Source organism: uncultured Sphingomonas sp. (genome assembly GCF_964243315.1).
GTDB lineage: Bacteria > Pseudomonadota > Alphaproteobacteria > Sphingomonadales > Sphingomonadaceae > Sphingomonas.
Genome location: NZ_CAXTEM010000008.1, coordinates 1 through 17,674 on the forward strand (window position 1 = coordinate 1; position 17,674 = coordinate 17,674).

General features: G+C 68.1%; 18 protein-coding genes. 3 read left to right on the forward strand and 15 right to left on the reverse strand.

The annotated features are described in order from the left end of the window. From ACFE77_RS04210 to ACFE77_RS04225, 4 genes are all read right to left on the reverse strand, one after another. A partial coding sequence (locus ACFE77_RS04210; protein ID WP_375420377.1) for an AAA family ATPase occupies window positions 1–1,236 on the reverse strand: 1,236 nt, incomplete at its 3' end. A gap of 71 nt (window positions 1,237–1,307) precedes the next feature. Next, a complete protein-coding gene (locus ACFE77_RS04215) occupies window positions 1,308–2,048 on the reverse strand; it encodes a DsbA family protein (RefSeq protein ID WP_375420378.1) in 741 nt (246 codons plus the stop codon). A 24-nt stretch (window positions 2,049–2,072) separates the two neighbouring features. Further along, window positions 2,073–2,762 (reverse strand): DsbA family protein, encoded by a 690-nt coding sequence (locus tag ACFE77_RS04220; protein WP_375420462.1) that lies wholly within the window; start codon window positions 2,760–2,762, stop codon window positions 2,073–2,075. 2 nt (window positions 2,763–2,764) lie between these two features. Then, complete coding sequence (locus ACFE77_RS04225) at window positions 2,765–3,277, reverse strand: DUF721 domain-containing protein (protein ID WP_375420379.1); 513 nt, start codon at window positions 3,275–3,277, stop codon at window positions 2,765–2,767. Window positions 3,278–3,303: 26 nt separating this feature from the next. On the opposite strand from ACFE77_RS04225, the gene ACFE77_RS04230 reads away from it, so the two are divergent. The 3 genes from ACFE77_RS04230 to nudC are packed head-to-tail and all read left to right on the forward strand — an operon-like array spanning window position 3,304 to window position 6,574. After that, window positions 3,304–4,344 (forward strand): A/G-specific adenine glycosylase, encoded by a 1,041-nt coding sequence (locus ACFE77_RS04230; RefSeq protein ID WP_375420380.1) that lies wholly within the window; start codon window positions 3,304–3,306, stop codon window positions 4,342–4,344. Continuing rightward, entirely contained in the window at window positions 4,344–5,696 is a 1,353-nt protein-coding gene (locus tag ACFE77_RS04235; RefSeq protein WP_375420381.1) for a serine hydrolase domain-containing protein, read from the forward strand. Before ACFE77_RS04230 ends, ACFE77_RS04235 begins: the two co-directional genes overlap by 1 nt. After that, window positions 5,693–6,574, forward strand: coding sequence for an NAD(+) diphosphatase (gene nudC, locus ACFE77_RS04240; protein ID WP_375420382.1), 882 nt, complete (start codon window positions 5,693–5,695; stop codon window positions 6,572–6,574). Before ACFE77_RS04235 ends, nudC begins: the two co-directional genes overlap by 4 nt. A gap of 109 nt (window positions 6,575–6,683) precedes the next feature. On the opposite strand, the gene ACFE77_RS04245 is transcribed toward nudC, so the two are convergent. The 11 genes from ACFE77_RS04245 to ACFE77_RS04295 all read right to left on the reverse strand — a co-directional run bounded on the left by ACFE77_RS04245 (window position 6,684) and on the right by ACFE77_RS04295 (window position 17,615). Next, window positions 6,684–7,052: a hypothetical protein gene (locus ACFE77_RS04245; protein ID WP_375420383.1), complete on the reverse strand. Its 369-nt coding sequence runs from the start codon at window positions 7,050–7,052 to the stop codon at window positions 6,684–6,686. 61 nt (window positions 7,053–7,113) lie between these two features. Further along, entirely contained in the window at window positions 7,114–9,081 is a 1,968-nt protein-coding gene (gene ftsH, locus ACFE77_RS04250) for an ATP-dependent zinc metalloprotease FtsH (protein ID WP_375420384.1), read from the reverse strand. Window positions 9,082–9,168: 87 nt separating this feature from the next. Then, on the reverse strand, window positions 9,169–10,182 hold the full coding sequence (gene tilS / locus ACFE77_RS04255) for a tRNA lysidine(34) synthetase TilS (RefSeq protein WP_375420385.1): 1,014 nt from the start codon (window positions 10,180–10,182) through the stop codon (window positions 9,169–9,171). After that, the gene (locus tag ACFE77_RS04260; protein ID WP_375420386.1) at window positions 10,145–11,074 is read right to left on the reverse strand and encodes a hypothetical protein; all 930 of its coding nucleotides are present in this window, start codon (window positions 11,072–11,074) and stop codon (window positions 10,145–10,147) included. Before ACFE77_RS04260 ends, tilS begins: the two co-directional genes overlap by 38 nt. 239 nt (window positions 11,075–11,313) lie before the next feature. Beyond that, a complete protein-coding gene (locus ACFE77_RS04265; protein ID WP_375420387.1) occupies window positions 11,314–12,186 on the reverse strand; it encodes a helix-turn-helix domain-containing protein in 873 nt (290 codons plus the stop codon). Window positions 12,187–12,274: 88 nt separating this feature from the next. Next, on the reverse strand, window positions 12,275–14,548 hold the full coding sequence (gene ptsP, locus ACFE77_RS04270) for a phosphoenolpyruvate--protein phosphotransferase (RefSeq protein WP_375420388.1): 2,274 nt from the start codon (window positions 14,546–14,548) through the stop codon (window positions 12,275–12,277). Window positions 14,549–14,667: 119 nt separating this feature from the next. Then, complete coding sequence (ruvB, locus tag ACFE77_RS04275) at window positions 14,668–15,690, reverse strand: Holliday junction branch migration DNA helicase RuvB (protein WP_375420389.1); 1,023 nt, start codon at window positions 15,688–15,690, stop codon at window positions 14,668–14,670. Then, window positions 15,687–15,905, reverse strand: a complete 219-nt coding sequence (locus tag ACFE77_RS04280; protein WP_375420390.1) for a type II toxin-antitoxin system HicA family toxin — start codon at window positions 15,903–15,905, stop codon at window positions 15,687–15,689. Before ACFE77_RS04280 ends, ruvB begins: the two co-directional genes overlap by 4 nt. Further along, entirely contained in the window at window positions 15,898–16,104 is a 207-nt protein-coding gene (locus tag ACFE77_RS04285) for a type II toxin-antitoxin system HicB family antitoxin (RefSeq protein WP_375420391.1), read from the reverse strand. Before ACFE77_RS04285 ends, ACFE77_RS04280 begins: the two co-directional genes overlap by 8 nt. A 28-nt stretch (window positions 16,105–16,132) precedes the next feature. Further along, window positions 16,133–16,729: a Holliday junction branch migration protein RuvA gene (gene ruvA, locus ACFE77_RS04290; RefSeq protein WP_375420392.1), complete on the reverse strand. Its 597-nt coding sequence runs from the start codon at window positions 16,727–16,729 to the stop codon at window positions 16,133–16,135. A 64-nt stretch (window positions 16,730–16,793) separates the two neighbouring features. Then, window positions 16,794–17,615, reverse strand: a complete 822-nt coding sequence (locus tag ACFE77_RS04295) for a 2OG-Fe(II) oxygenase (protein ID WP_375420393.1) — start codon at window positions 17,613–17,615, stop codon at window positions 16,794–16,796. Between the last annotated feature and the right edge of the window lie 59 nt (window positions 17,616–17,674).

Genomic DNA, 17,674 nt, shown 5'->3' on the forward strand with positions numbered 1-17,674 from the left:
AACGTCGGCAGCGTCGCGCGCAGCACGATCGACCCGCGACTGCGCCGCCGCCACCGCCGCGGTGGCGACCCGCGCCTCCGCCGCCTTGCTCGCCTGCCGGCCTAGCGCCTGCGCCAGCGCCACCTCCGCATCGCGCGCCTCGCGCTCGGCAACGACGAGTACCGCCTCCAGCTTGGGACCCTGCGTCGCGGCGTCCGCGATCCGCGAGTCCAGTTCCTCCTTCTCGACCGCGACCCGCGCCAGCGCGTCGGCCGCGTCACCGGCGAGACTACCCTCGCGCGCGCGGTCCGCGACGATCCGGCGGCGCGCATCGGCGAGATCAGCGACCCGACGCTCGGCGGCAGCGCGCTCGTTGCGCAGCGCCGCCAATCGGTGCCCGGCGTCGCTCGCACGATCGCGCGCGTCGATTGCGGCACGGCGGGCGCTCGCGACCGCCTCGACCGCCAGTTCGCGTGCCGCCGCCGCATCGCGCTCGGCGAGGGTGGCTTCGGTCACCGCTGTGTCCGCAGCAGCCGCCTCCAGCTTGGCCGCATCCGCCGCCGCCACCGCGGTCTGCCAGCGCGAGAAGATCATCCGCGCTTCGGCGACGCGGATCCGGTCGGATATCTCGCGATATCGCTCGGCGGCGCGCGCTTGGCGCCTGAGCGCCGCGGCGCGGCTGTCCTGATCCGCGATCACCGCGTCGAGCCGCACCAGATTGGCCTCAGTCGCACGCAACCGTGCCTCGGCATCCTTGCGGCGGACATGGAGCCCGGCGATCCCCGCCGCCTCCTCCAGCATCGCGCGCCGGTCGGCCGGCTTGGCCGCAATCACCGCGCCGATCCGGCCCTGGCTGACGAGTGCGGGCGAGTGCGCGCCGGTCGCGGCGTCGGCGAACAGCAGGGCGACGTCGCGGGCCCGGACGTCGCGCCCGTCGATCCGGTACGCACTCCCCGCGCCGCGTTCGATCCGGCGCACCACCTCGCGTTCGTCGCCCGCGATCTCGGCAAGGATCGACACTTCGGCGAAGTCGCGCTGCGGGCGAGTCGCGGTCCCGGCGAAGATCACGTCGTCCATGCCGCCGCCGCGCAGCGACTTCGCGCTGTTCTCGCCCATCGTCCAGCGCAGCGCTTCGAGCAGGTTCGATTTACCGCAGCCGTTCGGCCCGACGACCCCGGTCAGCCCCGGTTCGATCCGCAGGTCGGCGGGGTCGACGAAGCTCTTGAACCCGGCAATCCGCAGCCGCTTGATCTGCATGTCCGCGGCGCCCCCCAGCACCGGCGTCGGTACACCCGCCGCGCCTCACCCGGCGCGGCGCGGTGCGAGGATCAGGCGCCCGCGCCCTTCAGCGCCTGTTCGACCTGCGGCCAGGTGACCTGGCCTTCGAGCATCGCATCGTTGAGGAAGAAGGTCGGCGTGCCGCTAACCTTCAGATCGGTGCCCGCCTTCTCGGTCATCGCGGCCAGCGCGTCGATCTGTTTGGTGTCGGTCAGGCATGCGCGCGCCTTCGCCTCGGGAATGCCGCGCTGCTTGACGAAGTCGATATAGCCGAGCCGTTCGGCCCAGGCGGTGAAGACCTGCGCGGGCGGACGGCCCTGGAGCGACTGCTGGAACTCGCCGGCCGATTCCATCTTCGGCAGGATCTGCGGCTGCGCGACCATCATCTGTTCGAGGATCGGGAAGAACGGCCCCTCGCCGCCGCAGCGGCCGAGCAGCGCCGGCGCGAAATCTGGCGCACCGTGGACCATGAACTCGCGGAACTCGTACGACACCTTGCCGCTCGCGACATAGGTGTTCTCGAGCGGTTTCATCGCGGTCTGGCCGAACGCGCCGCAGGTCGGGCACAGCCGCGAGCCATATTCGACGAGCTTGATCGGCGCATCGGGGTTGCCCATCCGGAAACCGCCCTCGGGCGTCTTCACGACCGTCTCCTGCCAGGTCTTGCCCGCGGGAGGCTGGATCGCGGCGACCTTCGGCGCCGCACTGTCGCTGGCATTGCCGCTGCTGTCGCCCGAACAGGCGGTGAGCGCCAGGGCGGCAAGCGCGATCGTGCAGATGGATTTGATCAACGGCTGGACTCCGGTTCGCAGGGGTTACTTGGCGCCCTTGGCGCGCAGGATGGGTTCGAGCGTCGCCCAGTTCACATTGGGCTGAGCGACGCCGTTGAGAAAGAAGAAGGGGGTCGACTGCACCTCGGCGGGCGCGTCGGCGGTCATCTTGACGATGCGGTCGATCGAGGCGCGATCGGCGAGGCACGTGTCGATCCGTGCCTGGGTCAGGCCGCGTGCCTTCATCATCGTGTCGAGCCCCGCTGCCCGGACATAGGCCCGGAGCTGTTCGACCGGCGTCTGCTGCGCGACCTCGGGATGCGCGGCCTGCCACTCGACGATGCGCTTGATCCACACCGGTTGCGCGGCGAAGATCGCATGCGAAGCCGCATCGAACCGCGCCGGCCCCGCGCACCGCGCCAATATCGCCGCGCCGAGATCGAGCCGATCGCGGATCAGGTGGCGATATTCCAGGCTGACCTTGCCCGACCTGATCATCCGGTCGTGAAGCACTGCGCGGCTCTCGGTCGCGAAGTCGGCGCAGTGCGAGCAGGTGTAGCTGCCATATTCGACGATCTTCAGCGGTGCCGCCGGGTTGCCGGTGACATGCGCGCCGCTCGGCAGCAGCCGCGTCACCGTCGACCAGTCGCGCACCGGACCGGCGGCGGTCAGGAAGGCAGCGCCGATCAGGGCAACGAAGAACAGCGCGAGCAGGCGGAGCGAGGACGCGATCATGGTCACCTAATCTTGGGCAGCGCGTGGGTAGCGTGAACCCCCGCCGCGAGCGATTCGAGTACCGCGCGCAGCTCGGGGTCGGCGATCGCCTTCAATCCCTGGCCGATCTCCGCGGACACCGGCTCGCGGACGACGGGGGGCGAACGGGTCGCGGGCTTGGCGACCTCGCCCTGTCGGATCTGGATGCGCGCGACCGCGGCATAGCCGAAGAAGCGGTTGACCCGTTCGACGATCTCGGGCGCGATATGCTGCATCATCGGCGCGTGCGCACCGCGTACCGTGAGCGTCAGCACGCCTTCGCTCTTCTTGCCCGGCGGAAAGCGGATCGACTCGGGCATAGACGCGCCCGCCCAGCGCTCGCCGACGATCTCGCTCCAGCGGCTGACGATCGACGATTGCACGAAGCCGAAGCGCTTGAACGCCGCGCCGCCGATCGCGGGCAACAGCTCGCTGACCGCGCGGGCGCGGTTCTGGCGGGGGGCTTCGGGCTCGGGGGCGCGGACGCGCTTGCTCATCTCGTCCTCCATGCCATAGCCGCCGGGTGGACGCCAAGCGCTCATCGATCCCGCCGCGGTTGCTCGCCTGGTACGACGTGCACCGCCGCGCGTTGCCGTGGCGTGCCCTGCCCGGCGAAACGCCCGATCCGTATCGGGTATGGCTGTCGGAGGTGATGCTCCAGCAAACTACGGTCGCGACGGTGCGCCCGCGGTTCGAGGCGTGGGTGGCGCGCTGGCCCGATTTCCCCAGCCTCGCCGCTGCGGCGGACGACGAGGTGATGAGCGCCTGGGCGGGGCTCGGCTATTATGCCCGCGCGCGCAACCTCGTCGCCGCGGCGAAGGCGGTGGTCGCGGATCATGGCGGCGTGTTTCCGCGGAGCGAAGCGGCACTGCGGACGCTGCCCGGCCTTGGTGCCTATACCGCCGCCGCGGTCGCGGCGATCGCGTTCGGCGAACGCGCGGTGGTGGTCGACGCCAATGTCGAGCGGGTCGTGGCACGGCTGTTCGCGATTCGCACGCCGTTGCCCGCGGCGCGGCCGGCGATCCGTGCCGCCGCCGACACCATCACCCCGGACGATCGCGCCGGCGACTTCGCGCAGGGGATGATGGATCTCGGCTCGTCAATCTGCACGACGCGGACGCCACGCTGCCTCCTCTGTCCCCTGCGCGACGCCTGTACCGCGTTCGCGGAAGGCGATCCCGCCGGCCTGCCGGTCAAGCCGCGCAAGGCCGCCAAGCCGCAGCGGTTCGGCACGATCTTCTGGCTCGAACACGACCGGCGCGTGCTACTCGTCCGCCGCCCCGACAAGGGTCTGCTCGGGGGCATGCGAGCACTGCCGACCGGACCATGGGCTGACGCGGCACCGGGGCTCGATAAGGCGCCCGCGGCGGCGGGGTGGCGGATGCTGGACGCCACGGTCACCCACGGCTTCACGCATTTCGATCTGACGCTGGCGCTTGCGGTCGCCGACGCGGCGGCGCATCAGGCCGCGCAACAGGCCGAATGGTGGCCGGCGGACGACCTCGCCTCGGCGGGATTGCCGACGGTCTTCGCCAAAGCCGCCGACGCGATACGGAGAGCATGATGAAGCTTGCCACCCTTGCCGTCCCGATCCTGCTCGCCACCACCGCCACGCTGTTCGCGCAGGCGGTGTCCGTGTCGCCGCGACCGGCGCCGGCTTCTGCTGGGGCCGGGACTGCGACGACGACCGCCGCACGCGCGATGCCCAATACCCAGGCGCTGTTCGACGGCTATGTACGCGACGGCAAGATGCCCGGGATCGTCGCCGCCTACGGTTTCGGTGATGCGCCGACGCTGTTCCCCGCCGCGGGCCGGATCGCGGACGATGCGGGTGCCGCCCTCGCAGGCCCCGATTCGCTGTGGCGGATCTATTCGATGACCAAGCCGGTCACCGCCGCCGCGGCGATGATCCTGATCGAGGAGGGCAAGCTCGGGCTCGACGATCCGCTGTCGAAATACATTCCGGCCTTCGCCAAGATGCGTGTGCTGACCAGCCCCGACACCAGCCTCGATTCGGTGCCCGCGACCAGGCCGATCACGATCCGCCACCTGCTGACCCACACCGCGGGACTGAGCTACAACATCATCGCCAAGGGCCCGCTGCTGAAGGAATATGAGCGCCTCGGCATCCTTCCCGCCGAGGTCAACATGGCGGTCGAGGCGCAGATGCGCGCGGTCCGGCCGAAGACGCTGGAGGATTTCGCCAACCGCGTCGCGACGCTGCCGCTTATCGCGCAGCCCGGCACCAAATGGAGCTATTCGATCGGGCTCGACGTGATGGGCCGGGTGATCGAGGTCGCATCGGGGCAGAGCTTCGACGGGTTCGTCCAGCGCCGCATCTTCGATCCGCTCCGCATGCGATCGAGCTACTGGACGGTGCCGCGTGGCGAGGTGCGGCGCCTGGCGACCAACTACACCTTCACCGGCGACACCCGCGCCCCGATCGATCCCGCGGCGACGTCGGTCTATCTCCAGCCGCCGAGCTTCCCCTATGGCGGCGCAGGGCTGGTCAGTTCGGCGCGCGACTATGATCGCTTCCTGCACATGCTCCAGGATTACGGCACGCTCGACGGTGTCCGGGTGATGAAGCGCGAGACTGCGCAATTGATGATGTCGAACCTGCTGCCTGCGGGCGTCACCTTCGGCGGGATCGGCGGCGGCACCGGCGGGACCACCGCGGCGGCGCCGCTCGGCTATGGCGCGGGCGGGTCGGTCTACCTCGCCGACGGGCCGTACGGAATTCCGTCCAAAGGCACCTATGGCTGGGGCGGCGCGGCGGGCACGATCGCCTATGTCGATCCGGTGAAGCGCATCCGCGGCACGATCATGGTCAATTATTTCCCGTCCGAGCGGTGGCCGACCCGCAGCGAAAGCGTCGCCGCGCTCGCCAAGGATGCCGCGCGGTTCGTGCGTTGACCCGACCACGCCTCGTGCCGGGGTTCACCGGCGGGCAGCTCGACCGCGCCGATGCGCTCCGCCACGATGCGGATGCACTCGCCGCAATGATGGACTGGCGCGCGCGGTTGTTGAAGCTCACCGATCTGGCGCCAGAGGTCACCGACGAAGGCCGGCTCGGCTGGACCAGCCTCGCCGATGCGCCCGAAGACGCCGAGCTGATCCTGCTCGGCCTGGGCGAGGGCCGCGCGCACTTCGCCGCCTTCCAGCCGGGCATGCGGGTCGGCAACGCCCCGGCGATGCGCAACCCCGCATTGATGGCGGCACTCGCCTCGCTCGCGCCCGGCGAGGCCGCGACCTATGCAGCGGCGCGCAGCGTGATCGACTGGCATGCGCGTCACGGCTTTTGCGCCAATTGCGGCACCGCGACCGCGGCGTTCCGCGCGGGCTGGGGCCGCAAATGCGGCCATTGCGCCACCGAGCATTTTCCACGGGTCGATCCGGTGGTGATCATGATCGCCGAACATGACGGCCGCGCGCTGCTCGGCCGCGGCAAGGGCTGGCCCCCCGGCCGTTACTCCGCCCTTGCCGGCTTCCTCGAACCCGGCGAGTCGATCGAGGAAGCCGTCGCGCGCGAGATCGCGGAGGAATCGGGCGTCCGTGTCGGCAATGTCCGCTACGTCGCCAGCCAGCCCTGGCCGTTCCCGTCGTCGCTGATGATCGCGTGTGTCGCCGAAGCCGAGGACGACGCGATCACGCTCGACACCAACGAGTTGGAGGACGCGATGTGGGTCCCCCGCGCGATCGTTCAGGCGGTCCTCGCGGGCGAAGACGGCCCGTTCATCGCCCCGCCGTCCTATGCGATCGCGCACACGCTGCTCAGCGAATGGGCAGGGTAGCGGCGTTTTCGCCCCCGGTCCTCATGAGGCAAGAGCCAGGCCCCTTGGTCTAAGCGAGTTGACGAAGCGCTGGTCCAATCAACCGTTGATGATTACCGCCAGCATCGCCTCACCGGCACGGATATTGTTTCGCCAGCACCTTGGCGTAACCGTCCTTCAACGGCAGCTTCTTCTCGGCGGGCGACAGGGCGGCAAGACCGTCGAGCATCGCCATGATCCCGACCGATTCGCCCTCGGGAATGCACGCGATCGGCGGCTTGCCGGCTGCTTGGCGGGCGGCGCGTTCCTCCTTCAATTGCGTCGTGGCGTTTTTAGCCTCGGCGCGAAGGACCTGGAAGTCGGGTGACATGATCGCGCCGACGCCCTCCGCCTTCAGCGCGTTGGCGCGGGCGAGAAAGGTGGCAACGTTCATCGCTGCGCTGGCAGGCGCGGCGATCAGCGCGGTGGCGGCGAGGATCAGGGGCAGTCTACGCAACATCGGCGGCACTCCAGGGGAGCACCGCCGATAGATGTCGCGTCATTTCAGATCGCTGAACCGTTCAGGCACCGAGTGGCGTCGGGCTGCCGAACGGACCCGAGGGCCGGCGCGTCTTGGGGATGGAGGTCCCTGCCCGCGGCACCGAGGATTTCGCGCCCGGATCGGGGCGGCCGATCTCCTCGCCGGCGACCAGCTTGAGGATCTCGTCACCCGACAGCGTCTCATATTCGAGCAGCGCACCCGCGAGCAGATGCAGCTGGTCGATATGTTCCGACAGCACGTGCTTGGCGCGCGCGAGCCCGCCCTCAACGATGTTCTTGATTTCGTCGTCGATCAGCTGCGCGGTCGCGTTCGACATCCGCACCGGCTGCGACGACGAATAGCCAAGGAAGCTCTCGCCTTCGGGCTGGGCGTATTCGACCGGTCCGACCTTGTCCGACATGCCCCACTTGGTGACCATGTCGCGGGCAAGACCCGTCGCGTACTGAATGTCGCCCGACGCGCCCGACGAGACCTTGTCGTAGCCGAAGATGACTTCCTCGGCGACGCGCCCGCCCATCGACACCGCGAGGTTCGCGTACATCTTGTCGCGGTGATAGCTGTAGCTGTCCCGCTCGGGGAGCCGCATCACCATGCCCAGCGCCCGGCCACGCGGGATGATCGTCGCCTTGTGGATCGGATCCGATGCCGGCTCGTGGATCGAGACGATCGCATGCCCGGCCTCGTGATAGGCAGTCATCCGCTTCTCGTCCTCAGTCATGACCATCGACCGACGCTCGGCGCCCATCATGACCTTGTCCTTGGCTTCCTCGAACTCGGCCATCGCGACCAGCCGCTTGCCCTTGCGCGCCGCGGTCAGTGCCGCTTCGTTGACGAGGTTGGCGAGATCCGCGCCCGAGAAGCCCGGCGTGCCGCGCGCGATCGTGCGCGAATCGACGTCCGGCGCGAGCGGGGTCTTCTTCATATGGACTTCGAGAATCTTGATGCGGCCCTCGATGTCCGGGCGCGGCACGACGACCTGGCGATCGAACCGGCCCGGACGCAGCAGCGCGGGGTCGAGCACGTCGGGGCGGTTGGTCGCCGCGATGATGATAATGCCTTCGTTCGCCTCGAACCCGTCCATCTCGACCAGCAGCTGGTTGAGCGTCTGTTCGCGCTCGTCGTTGCCGTTGCCAAGCCCGGCACCGCGATGACGTCCGACTGCGTCGATCTCGTCGATGAAGACGATGCACGGCGCCGACTTCTTGGCTTGTTCGAACATGTCGCGAACGCGGCTCGCGCCGACGCCGACGAACATCTCGACGAAGTCCGATCCCGAGATCGTGAAGAACGGCACGCCCGCCTCACCCGCGATCGCGCGGGCGAGCAGCGTCTTGCCGGTGCCGGGCGAACCGACCAGCAAAGCGCCCTTGGGGATCTTGCCGCCGAGGCGGGCGAACTTGGTCGGGTCCTTCAGGAACTCGACGATCTCCTCCAGCTCCTCGCGCGCCTCGTCGATGCCGGCAACGTCGGAGAAGGTGACCTTGCCTTCCTTCTGCGTCAGCATCCGCGCGCGGCTCTTGCCGAAGCCCATCGCGCCGCCACCCGAATTCTTCTGCATCTGCTTCAGCACGAAGAACGCGATGCCGAGGAACAGCAGGAACGGCAGCGACTGGTACAGCAGCACCATCCACATCGACGTGCCCTCTTCGGGCTTCGCCGCGATCATCACGTTCTTTTCGCGCAGCTTGGTGACGAGCGTCGGATCCTGGATCGGATAGGCGCGGAACTTCTCACCCGAAGACAGCGTCCCCGAGATGATGTCGCGCGAAATGTTCACGTCCTTCACCGTGCCTTCGTCGACCTTGTCGAGGAAGGTGGAATAGGCGATCGTGTTGCCCGCTCCTGCCGCAGGGCGCCCGTCGAACATCGTGACGAACAGCGCCAACGCCAGCAGGATGCCGACCCAGATCAACAGGCTCTTCATCCACGGATTGGGTCCGTTGCCGCCGCTGTCATCCTGACCGGGCCGCTTGTCGTTATCGCTCATGCACAAGACCTTTCTAAGCCAAGATAAGCGCAGGCAGGTTAATGGCAATGGAACAAGTCGCGGCGAATCGCGAACCTTCTTCGTCGATCAGTGTGAACGCCGCGGCGGTGCGCTCCTGAAACGCCATTCGCCGCCCGCCGGCTGCACCGAAACCCCCGCCTGCGTGGCACGTCGCCCGTCGGCGAGCGAATCGAGCAACGGCTCGATATTCGCCGCATCGCTCCACGTCGGCGTATCGATGCTCGCGGCGGCGCGCACTGTGGCAATGGCACGCCGCGTCAGCCGCCGACGTAGCTCGCGCGGCAACCCGTCGAGGCGAAGCCGCACGGTTGCTCCTTCGACCACCGCGTGCGCATCCCACAGCCACTCCACCGCGGCACGGACGTCGGCGTCCACCTCGGCAAGCGCGGCGGCGGCGCGGGCGAGATTGGGCGAATCGAGCCACTCGTTGGCGTCGAGCAACCGGCGAAAGCGCGTCCGGTCGTGGCGCAGATCGGCATTGGCGGGATCGTCGACGAACGGCACCTCGAGCCGCCGGACGACCGCGCGAAGCTCGGCACGGCGCCAGTCGAGCAGCGGCCGCACCACCGGCACCTCCTCGATCACGGTTCGCATCCGCACCCCCGCCAGTCCCGCCAGCCCCGATCCGCGCGCGGCGCGCATCAGGAACGTCTCCGCCTGGTCGTCGGTGTGATGCGCGGTGACGATGCAGGCGGCGCCGATCGCGCGGGCCTGCGCGGCGAGCAAGGCGTAGCGGACGCCGCGTGCCTGTGCCTGGATGCTGGCACCCGCGATCGGCGCGGTCGGCGTCAGGGTTGCGTGGGGAACTTGGTGCGCGGCGCACCATGTCGCCACTAGCGCCGCCTCCGCCGCCGCCTCCGCGCGCAGACCGTGATCGACCGTCGCCGCGGCGATCCGCCCGGGCATCGCGGCATGGGCGAGCACCAGCATCGCCATGCTGTCGGGCCCGCCCGAGACCGCCAGCAAGACCGGTTCCGCAGGCGCGTCACCGCAAGCGCGGGTCAGGTCTTCCCCGAACCGCGCGACGACGCCGTCGAGCGGGTCACTGGCATTTGGCGGCGGTACGGCCCTTCTCGACATCGGCCTTCATGCTTCCGGAGATCTTGGCGCCATAGACGTCGGTGAGTTCGCCATACACCTTGCACGCGTCCGCAGGCTTGTTGAGCTTCACCAGCGCCTGGGCGAGATAATAGAGGCTGTCGGGCGCACGTTCGCCGTCGGGCATCTTCTTGTAATTGTCGTAGAACGCCATCGACGCCAGGCTCGGCTTCCCCTCGTCGAGATAGGCGCGTCCGAGCAGATTCTGCGCGAAGCTGGCACGGCGATGCTTGGGGTAGGCGGCGACCATCTTCTTCAGCTGCGCCTCCGCTTCCGGGTAGAGCTTCGCCTGCCACAGCCGGAAGCCGTACAGATACTCGTCCTCCGGCGCATCGCCGCTCGACGGGCGTTCGACCGCGTCGACGAGCCGCGCGCGGTCGGGCGTGGTGGAGGGGCGCGCCGCTGCTTCGGGACGCGTGCTCGGACGAGCGGGCGCGGTCGTTGCCGGCCCACCGATCGACGATCCCATCTCGCCAGGGCCATTGACGGCGGGCGCGCCCGTGCTCGGCTCGATCCCCTTCAGCCGCGCGTCCGTCGCGCTCTTGTACGCGTCGAACGCGGTCTGGAGCTGCCGGGTGGCATACCCATTCTGCTCGACCTGGCCGGTCAGCGAGGCGAGCTGCTGTTCGAGCGAGGCGACCCGCTGCGTCAGATCGTCGAGCGCGCCCGCCGAGGGCGACCCGGGGATCTGCGCGGCCGGCGTCGCGGGCTGGATATCGGGCTGGACCAGAGCCGCGCCGCCGGGAAACACCTTGCGCTGCACCGCGCGCATCTCGCTCTCGAGCTTGCCGACACGGCCCTCGACATTGCTTTGCGCCGCGACTGCCGCGGGGAACGCTGCCGTCGCTGCAAGGAAGATGATTATTCTACGCATGGTTACTCGATCCCGAACCGGCACTGACCCGGCAACCTTAACGGCATCGACCGCTCATGTACTAGGGCCGACATGCAGCGATACGTTGCAAACTATCGCCGAAGCGCGTCATCCCAACCGGAACCGAGGTCCCGCTGTTCATAGCGAACATCGGCGATCGCGCCATGAGCAGGCCCCAATCAGGTCCGGGGGCGACGAAGAAGTGAACTCAACGTAAGTCGCACCTGGCAACCCGACGATCAGTCCGCCACCACTGCGTTCCCGATTGCGACCCCGCTCGCGGCCGGCACCGGTTGGGTGGCCTGAACCGCCCCCGCCGCCGCGGGCGCACTTGCCGCCAGCTGCGCCGACACCGCCTCGCCGCTGACCCGAACATCCTTGATCGGGCGCGATCCGTCACCGAGCGACGGCATCGCCGCGCCGTTCAGCGTCACCTGCAGCTTGTCGGGTCGTCCGACATTGATCATCGGGTCGCGCGCGCCCGCTGGCACGTCGAAGCGTTCGCCCGGCTTCATCGTGCCGATGTACAGCGTCTTGTCGTCCGCATCATAGACCCTGAGCCATACCTCGTCGGTCGCGGCGAGGATCACCTGGCCACCGGTCGGCGCCGGGGCCGCCGCAGCGGGCTTCGGCACGATCGGAGCGGTGGTGGCGCTATCGGCGACGAGCGGCTCGTTCGCGGTCGATCCGCCGCGGAACAGGCCGGTACCGAACCACAATGCGGCGAGGATCACCACCGCGAGCGCGACCCCCAGCCCGACGATCGCGATGCCGCGCGACGGCACCCGCGACGGATCCGCGGTTTCGTAGGGGACGTAATGCGCGGCGCGGCTCATCCGCCCGACATCGTCGCGAACCTGCGCCGCGATCTCGACCTCGTCGGCGCCGACCGCGCGCGCATAGCCCTTGGCGAACCCGACCGCATAAGTCGACGAAGGCAGGCTGCCATAGTCGCCGATCTCGATCGCTTCCAGGTGGCGGGTCGGTATACGGGTTCGGGCGACGATGTCGGCCAGCGTCAGCCCCTGCGCCTCGCGCGCCGTACGCAGCGTCTCACCCGCGCTCGCAGGCGCAGCGGTGCTGGTCGTCTGGCCGGGTGCGACCTCGTCCATTCCCGTCTCCTGCGGTCTATCGTTCGCTCTCACATGTTCCAGAGCGCCCACCCCCTGTCAACGCAGCCCACGGTGGAAAACCACCCGGTCACGCCAGTTCCACGCCGGCCTGCGTCGCCCATGCCGACAACGCACCGCGCATATCGCGCGGCGGTGCGGCGAGCAGCGTCGTCATGAACGCGGTCACCGCTTCGCGATCGAGCGATCGGACCATCGCCTTGATCGGCCCCACCGCCGCCGGCGTGATCGACAGACGGTCGATCCCCAGCCCGATCAGCGCCATCGCCTCGAGCGGCCGCCCACCCATCTCGCCGCACACCGCCAGCGCGACCCCCGCGTCGCGGCACGGCCCGATCACCCGCGCCAGGAACCGCAGGATCGACGGGCTGAGCCAGTCGTACCGTTCCGCGAGCTTCGGGTTGGCGCGGTCCGCGGCGAACAGGAACTGGGTCAGGTCGTTGGTGCCGACCGAGAGGAAGTGCAGCTTGGGCAGCAACAGGTCGAGTTGCTCGGCGAGCGCAGGAACCTCAAGCATCGCACCGTAGCGGATCTCGATCGGCAGCTTGCGCCCGCGGCCCGCCAGCCACGCGCGCTGCGCCTCGAACAGTGCCTTGGCCTCGTCGAACTCCCATGCTTCCGACACCATCGGGAACATCACGTTGAGCGTCCGCCCAGCCGCTGCTTCGATCAAGGCGCGCGCTTGCGCCTTCATCAGCCCGTCACGTTCCAGCGCCAGGCGGAGCGCGCGCCAGCCCATCGCCGGGTTCTCTTCCTCGGCATCGGCCTTGTTGAGATAAGGCAACGCCTTGTCGCCACCGATGTCGACCGTGCGGAAGATCACCGGCCGATCGCCCGCGACGTCGAGCACTTCCTTGTAGAGCCGCTGCTGCCGCTCGCGCTGCGGCAGCGTCGCCGAGACGAGGAACTGGAATTCGGTGCGGAACAGCCCGATCCCGTCGGCGCCGGTGATGTCGAGCGCGGCGACATCGTCGCGCAGCCCGGCGTTGACCATCAGCGTCACGCGGTGCCCATCGCTGGTCACCGGAGGCACGTCGCGCAGTGCCGCGAACGCCGCCTTGCGCTTCTGCCGCATCAGCAGCTTGGCCTCGAACGCCTCCTCCATCGCAGCGGACGGCCGCACGAAGACGTTGCCCTCGACGACATCGAGCAGCAGCAGGTCGCCCTCCGCGATCAATCGCCGAACATCGCGCACCCGGCCGAGCACCGGCACGCCCATCGCGCGCGCCACGATGGTGACGTGCGCGGTCAGCGATCCTTCCTCGAGCACGACGCCCTTCAGCCGGCGCTTGTCGTATTCGAGCAGTTCGGCGGGCCCGAGATTCCGCGCGATCAGGATCGTATCCTGCCGCAAGCCCAACTGCGCCGCGGTGCCCATCTGCCCCGACACGATCCGCAGCAGTCGGTTCGAAAGATCCTCCAGATCGTGCATCCGGTCGGCGAGCAGCGGATCGTCGATCTGCCGCATCCGCTGGCGGGTGCGTTGCTGGACGCGCTCGATCGCGGCTTCCGCGGTCAGGCCGCTGTCGATCGCCTCGTTGATCCGCCGCGACCAGCCCTCGTCATAGGCGAACATCTTGTAGGTCGCGAGCACCTCGACATGCTCGCCGCCGACCCCGAACTCCGCGTCGCGGGTCATCCGGTCGATGCCCTCGCGCATCTTGTCGAACGCCGCATAGACGCGGTGGCGCTCGGCGTCGGTGTCCTCGGCAACGGTGTGTTCGATGTTGATCCGCGGCTGGTGGAACACCGCGAACCCCGATCCCATGCCCTCGACCAGCTTCTGCCCCGGGATTCGCACCGCCGCGGTCGATTGCGGGCGGTTCGATCCGCCCGCGGCGCCGTCGATCAGCCCGGCATTCGCGATCAGCTCGGACAGCACCATCGCGACGGTCTGGAGCGCCTCGATCTCGACGTCTTGATACTTGCGCTGCTCCGAATGCTGCACCGCGAGCACGCCGACCGACCGTTCGCGACGGATGATCGGCACGCCCGCGAAGCTGTGAAAGCGTTCCTCGCCGGTTTCGGGCTTGTACGCGAAATCTGGGTGCGAGGCCGCTTCGTCGAGGTTGAGCACCTCGACATCCTCTGCGATCGTGCCGACCAGCCCTTCGCCCAGCGCGAGCTTGGTGACGTGAACCGCCTCCTGCGCCAGCCCGCGCGTCGCGAACAATTCGAGCACGCCTTCACGCAACAGGTAGATCGAGCAGACCTCGCTATCCATCGCCTCGGCGATGATCCCGACGACAGCGTTGAGCTTGGCCTGGGCAGGATTACGCCCCGCCATCACGTCGTGAAGACGCGTCAGAATCTCACGGGCGGAAGCGGCGGCCGAAACGGGCATGCGCGTGAGCTAACAGATGCGGAACCAGGGTGCCACGCAACATTGTAGTTCCTTTCGCATCCGAGATGCACCGTGGATGATCTATCAAGTGAACGTGCCGTTCGCGGAAGCCCCACAGCTCAGCCGTCGAACAACCCGTCCTGGCTCCCCGCCGGCGGATTCAGCCCGAGGTGCTTCCACCCCCCCGCATTCAGGCACCGCCCCCGCGCCGTTCGCGCGACCAGCCCGAGCTGGATCAGATACGGCTCGATCACCTCCTCGATCGTGTCGCGCGGTTCGCTCAGCCCCGCAGCGAGCGTCTCCACCCCGACCGGACCACCGCGGTAGATGTCGGCGATCATCGTCAGGTAGCGCCGGTCCATCGCATCGAGACCCAGCGCGTCGACCTCGAGCCGGTTGAGCGCCGAATCCGCCGCGGCGCGATCGACGATCGCATGCCCCCCGACGTCCGCGAAATCGCGTACCCGGCGCAGCAGCCGCCCCGCGATCCGCGGCGTTCCCCGCGCCCGTCGCGCGATCTCGGTCGCGCCGTCGGGTGCGATCGCCAGCCCGAGCAGCCCAGCCGCGCGCGTGACCACGCGCTCCAACTCGTCGACGGTGTAGAATTGCAATCGCACCGGGATCCCGAAGCGGTCGCGCAACGGTGTCGTCAGCAATCCCTGCCGCGTCGTTGCGCCGACGAGCGTGAACCGCGGCAGATCGATGCGCACCGATCGCGCCGACGGCCCTTCGCCGATCATCAGGTCGAGCGCACGATCCTCCATGGCCGGGTAGAGCACCTCCTCCACCGCCGGTTGCAGGCGGTGGATCTCGTCGATGAACAGCACGTCGCCATCTTCGAGATTGGTCAGCAGCGCCGCAAGATCGCCCGACTTGGCGATCACCGGTCCCGACGTGGCGCGGAATCCCACGCCCATCTCCCGCGCGACGATCTGCGCCAGCGTGGTCTTGCCGAGCCCCGGCGGCCCGAAGAACAGCACATGGTCCAGCGCATCCCCGCGCGCGCGCGCCGCCTGAATGAACACCCGCAGATTTTCACGCGCCGCCCGCTGCCCGACGAAGTCGTCGAGCGACTTCGGGCGAAGCGCGGCATCGATGTCCTCGGGGCGACGACTTGCATCGATAAGGCGGTCGTCAGTCATTCGTCAGCAGCCTTGAGATCGTCGATCGTGAGATTTGCTTGCCGCAGCAGTCCCGCCAACGTCCCCGTTTTCACCTCCTTGTGCAGCGGAACTACGCACCCGGTGTCGCCGCGTCGCAGGACGACGTCACTGCCACGCTGCCGCGTCTGCACGAAGCCGAGCAGTTGCAGCAACTTGACGATCTCGGCTCCAGACAGAACCGGAAGCTTAGGCATGGACCGCTATGTCAAGCGTGGTGACGAGTGGCGCGGCGCCTAGCTTCATCGGGAATTCTTCCAAGTACAGCTCTACGGCTTCGCGCAGGTTGATCAGCGCTTGATCGATTGTGTCGCCCTGCGTCGTCGTGCCGGTCTCCGGGTTGAAGGCCACGTAACCGCCTTCTTCGGCGTGACTGAGAATGGCCGTGACATGCATTGCGTTTCTCCCGGAGGCAGAACCTCTGCTATCTCGCCGCCTTGCGCAGCGCCAGCCTGACGAGAGCGTCGAGCGTCGCGCCCGCGCCGAGTTCCTCTTCGGCGAGCGCCACCGCATTGGCGGCTTCGGCGGGGCGAAAGCCTAGGTTGAGCAGCGCCGACACCGCATCTGCACCGGCCCCGGTCGCCGCGGGCACGCTCGCGCTTCCCACAGCCACCCCGAGCGCGCCGACCTTGTCCTTCAATTCGCGAACGATGCGCTCGGCGAGCTTGGGACCAACTCCGTTCGCCCGCGCGATCATCGCCTTGTCCTGCGCCGCGATCGCCCGACTGAGATCGACGGGCTCGAACGCCGACAAGATCGCGAGCGCCACCCGAGCGCCCACGCCCTGCACCCCGGTCAGCAACCGGAACCAGTCACGCTCGTCGACGCGGGCGAATCCGACCAGCCGTATGAAGTCCTCCGCCACCAACATTTCGGTATGGAGCGTGCACGCCTCGCCCACCGGCCCGATCGCCGCGAGCGTCCGCGCGGATGCGCCGACCATGTAGCCGACGCCGCCGACGTCGATGACGGCATAGTCGATACCCGTGGCGTCGAGCCTGCCCTTCAGATGCGCAATCACGCTCGCCGGTTACGGCAACCGCACGGCGCCGTCACCTTGCAAAAGGAGGCGGTGCCGCGCGCAACTAGAAGCGGATGCGGCGCGCGATGATCGGCGGCAGCAGTTCGTTCTTCAATTCGGTCAACTTGACCTGCCAATCGCGTTTATCGCCCGACCCGGGGCGGACCTGGAACTGGGTGGTGTGCGACCGCTTCGTGCCGTCCCAGGTGGAGGTGTAGTAATAGAGCGCGATCGACTTGCGCGATATTCCCTGGGGATGGTTGATCGGATCGGGGTTGCCATGCTGGCTGTTCGACGTGGTGTTGAAGATCACGCAGCGGTTGAACAACGGCACGATGTCCTGGTGCCGGGTCGTCATCTGCTCGTCCCACAGCTCCAGCGAGCCACCATAGTCCTTCTTCCAGTCCTTGTTCAGGTAGATCAGGACATTGATCCGGCGTTCCAGGTTCATCGGCTTGTGATGGTTGAAGTCGGCATGAACCGACAGATGCCCGCCCTGTTTGATCTCATGGATGCCCGCACCCATGAAATACGGGTCGGGGATCAGGCCCTTGATGCCGGTGATGTTCTCCATCAGCTTGATGAAGGGCTTCGAATTGAACGAATAAAATAATGCGCGGAGATCGTCGTCCAGCGTATCGGGCTGATAGCTGGTCTTGAAGCGCTCCTGCGGCCGATCGAAGGTCGCGGCCTCTTCGTCGATCTTGAGCTTGTCGCAATGCTCGAGCACCTTTTCCAGCAGCGGCGCCGGCAGGAAGTCGTCGATCACCACATGCGGGAAGGGCGCTGCGGCGTTGTAACGCTCGGTCAGCTCGGTGCCGAGCGTCTGGCCGCCCATCGGCGCCATGAAGCCGGTCCGCTCGTCGATCAGCTCAACATAGCTCATCACTCATTTCCTTCGCACTGCAGCATCGACGGTGAAATAAGGCCGGAACAAGCGCCACG

Excerpts from the sequence above, each read along its gene's own strand:
- ACFE77_RS04220 (WP_375420462.1), bottom strand. The coding sequence starts at position 2,762 with ATGATCGCGTCCTCGCTCCGCCTGCTCGCGCTGTTCTTCGTTGCCCTG.
- ACFE77_RS04225 (WP_375420379.1), bottom strand. The coding sequence starts at position 3,277 with ATGAGCAAGCGCGTCCGCGCCCCCGAGCCCGAAGCCCCCCGCCAGAAC.
- ACFE77_RS04235 (WP_375420381.1), top strand. The coding sequence starts at position 4,344 with ATGAAGCTTGCCACCCTTGCCGTCCCGATCCTGCTCGCCACCACCGCC.
- ACFE77_RS04245 (WP_375420383.1), bottom strand. The coding sequence starts at position 7,052 with ATGTTGCGTAGACTGCCCCTGATCCTCGCCGCCACCGCGCTGATCGCC.
- ftsH (WP_375420384.1), bottom strand. The coding sequence starts at position 9,081 with ATGAGCGATAACGACAAGCGGCCCGGTCAGGATGACAGCGGCGGCAAC.
- tilS (WP_375420385.1), bottom strand. The coding sequence starts at position 10,182 with ATGTCGAGAAGGGCCGTACCGCCGCCAAATGCCAGTGACCCGCTCGAC.
- ACFE77_RS04260 (WP_375420386.1), bottom strand. The coding sequence starts at position 11,074 with ATGCGTAGAATAATCATCTTCCTTGCAGCGACGGCAGCGTTCCCCGCG.
- ACFE77_RS04265 (WP_375420387.1), bottom strand. The coding sequence starts at position 12,186 with ATGGACGAGGTCGCACCCGGCCAGACGACCAGCACCGCTGCGCCTGCG.
- ptsP (WP_375420388.1), bottom strand. The coding sequence starts at position 14,548 with ATGCCCGTTTCGGCCGCCGCTTCCGCCCGTGAGATTCTGACGCGTCTT.
- ruvB (WP_375420389.1), bottom strand. The coding sequence starts at position 15,690 with ATGACTGACGACCGCCTTATCGATGCAAGTCGTCGCCCCGAGGACATC.
- ACFE77_RS04280 (WP_375420390.1), bottom strand. The coding sequence starts at position 15,905 with ATGCCTAAGCTTCCGGTTCTGTCTGGAGCCGAGATCGTCAAGTTGCTG.
- ACFE77_RS04285 (WP_375420391.1), bottom strand. The coding sequence starts at position 16,104 with ATGCATGTCACGGCCATTCTCAGTCACGCCGAAGAAGGCGGTTACGTG.
- ACFE77_RS04295 (WP_375420393.1), bottom strand. The coding sequence starts at position 17,615 with ATGAGCTATGTTGAGCTGATCGACGAGCGGACCGGCTTCATGGCGCCG.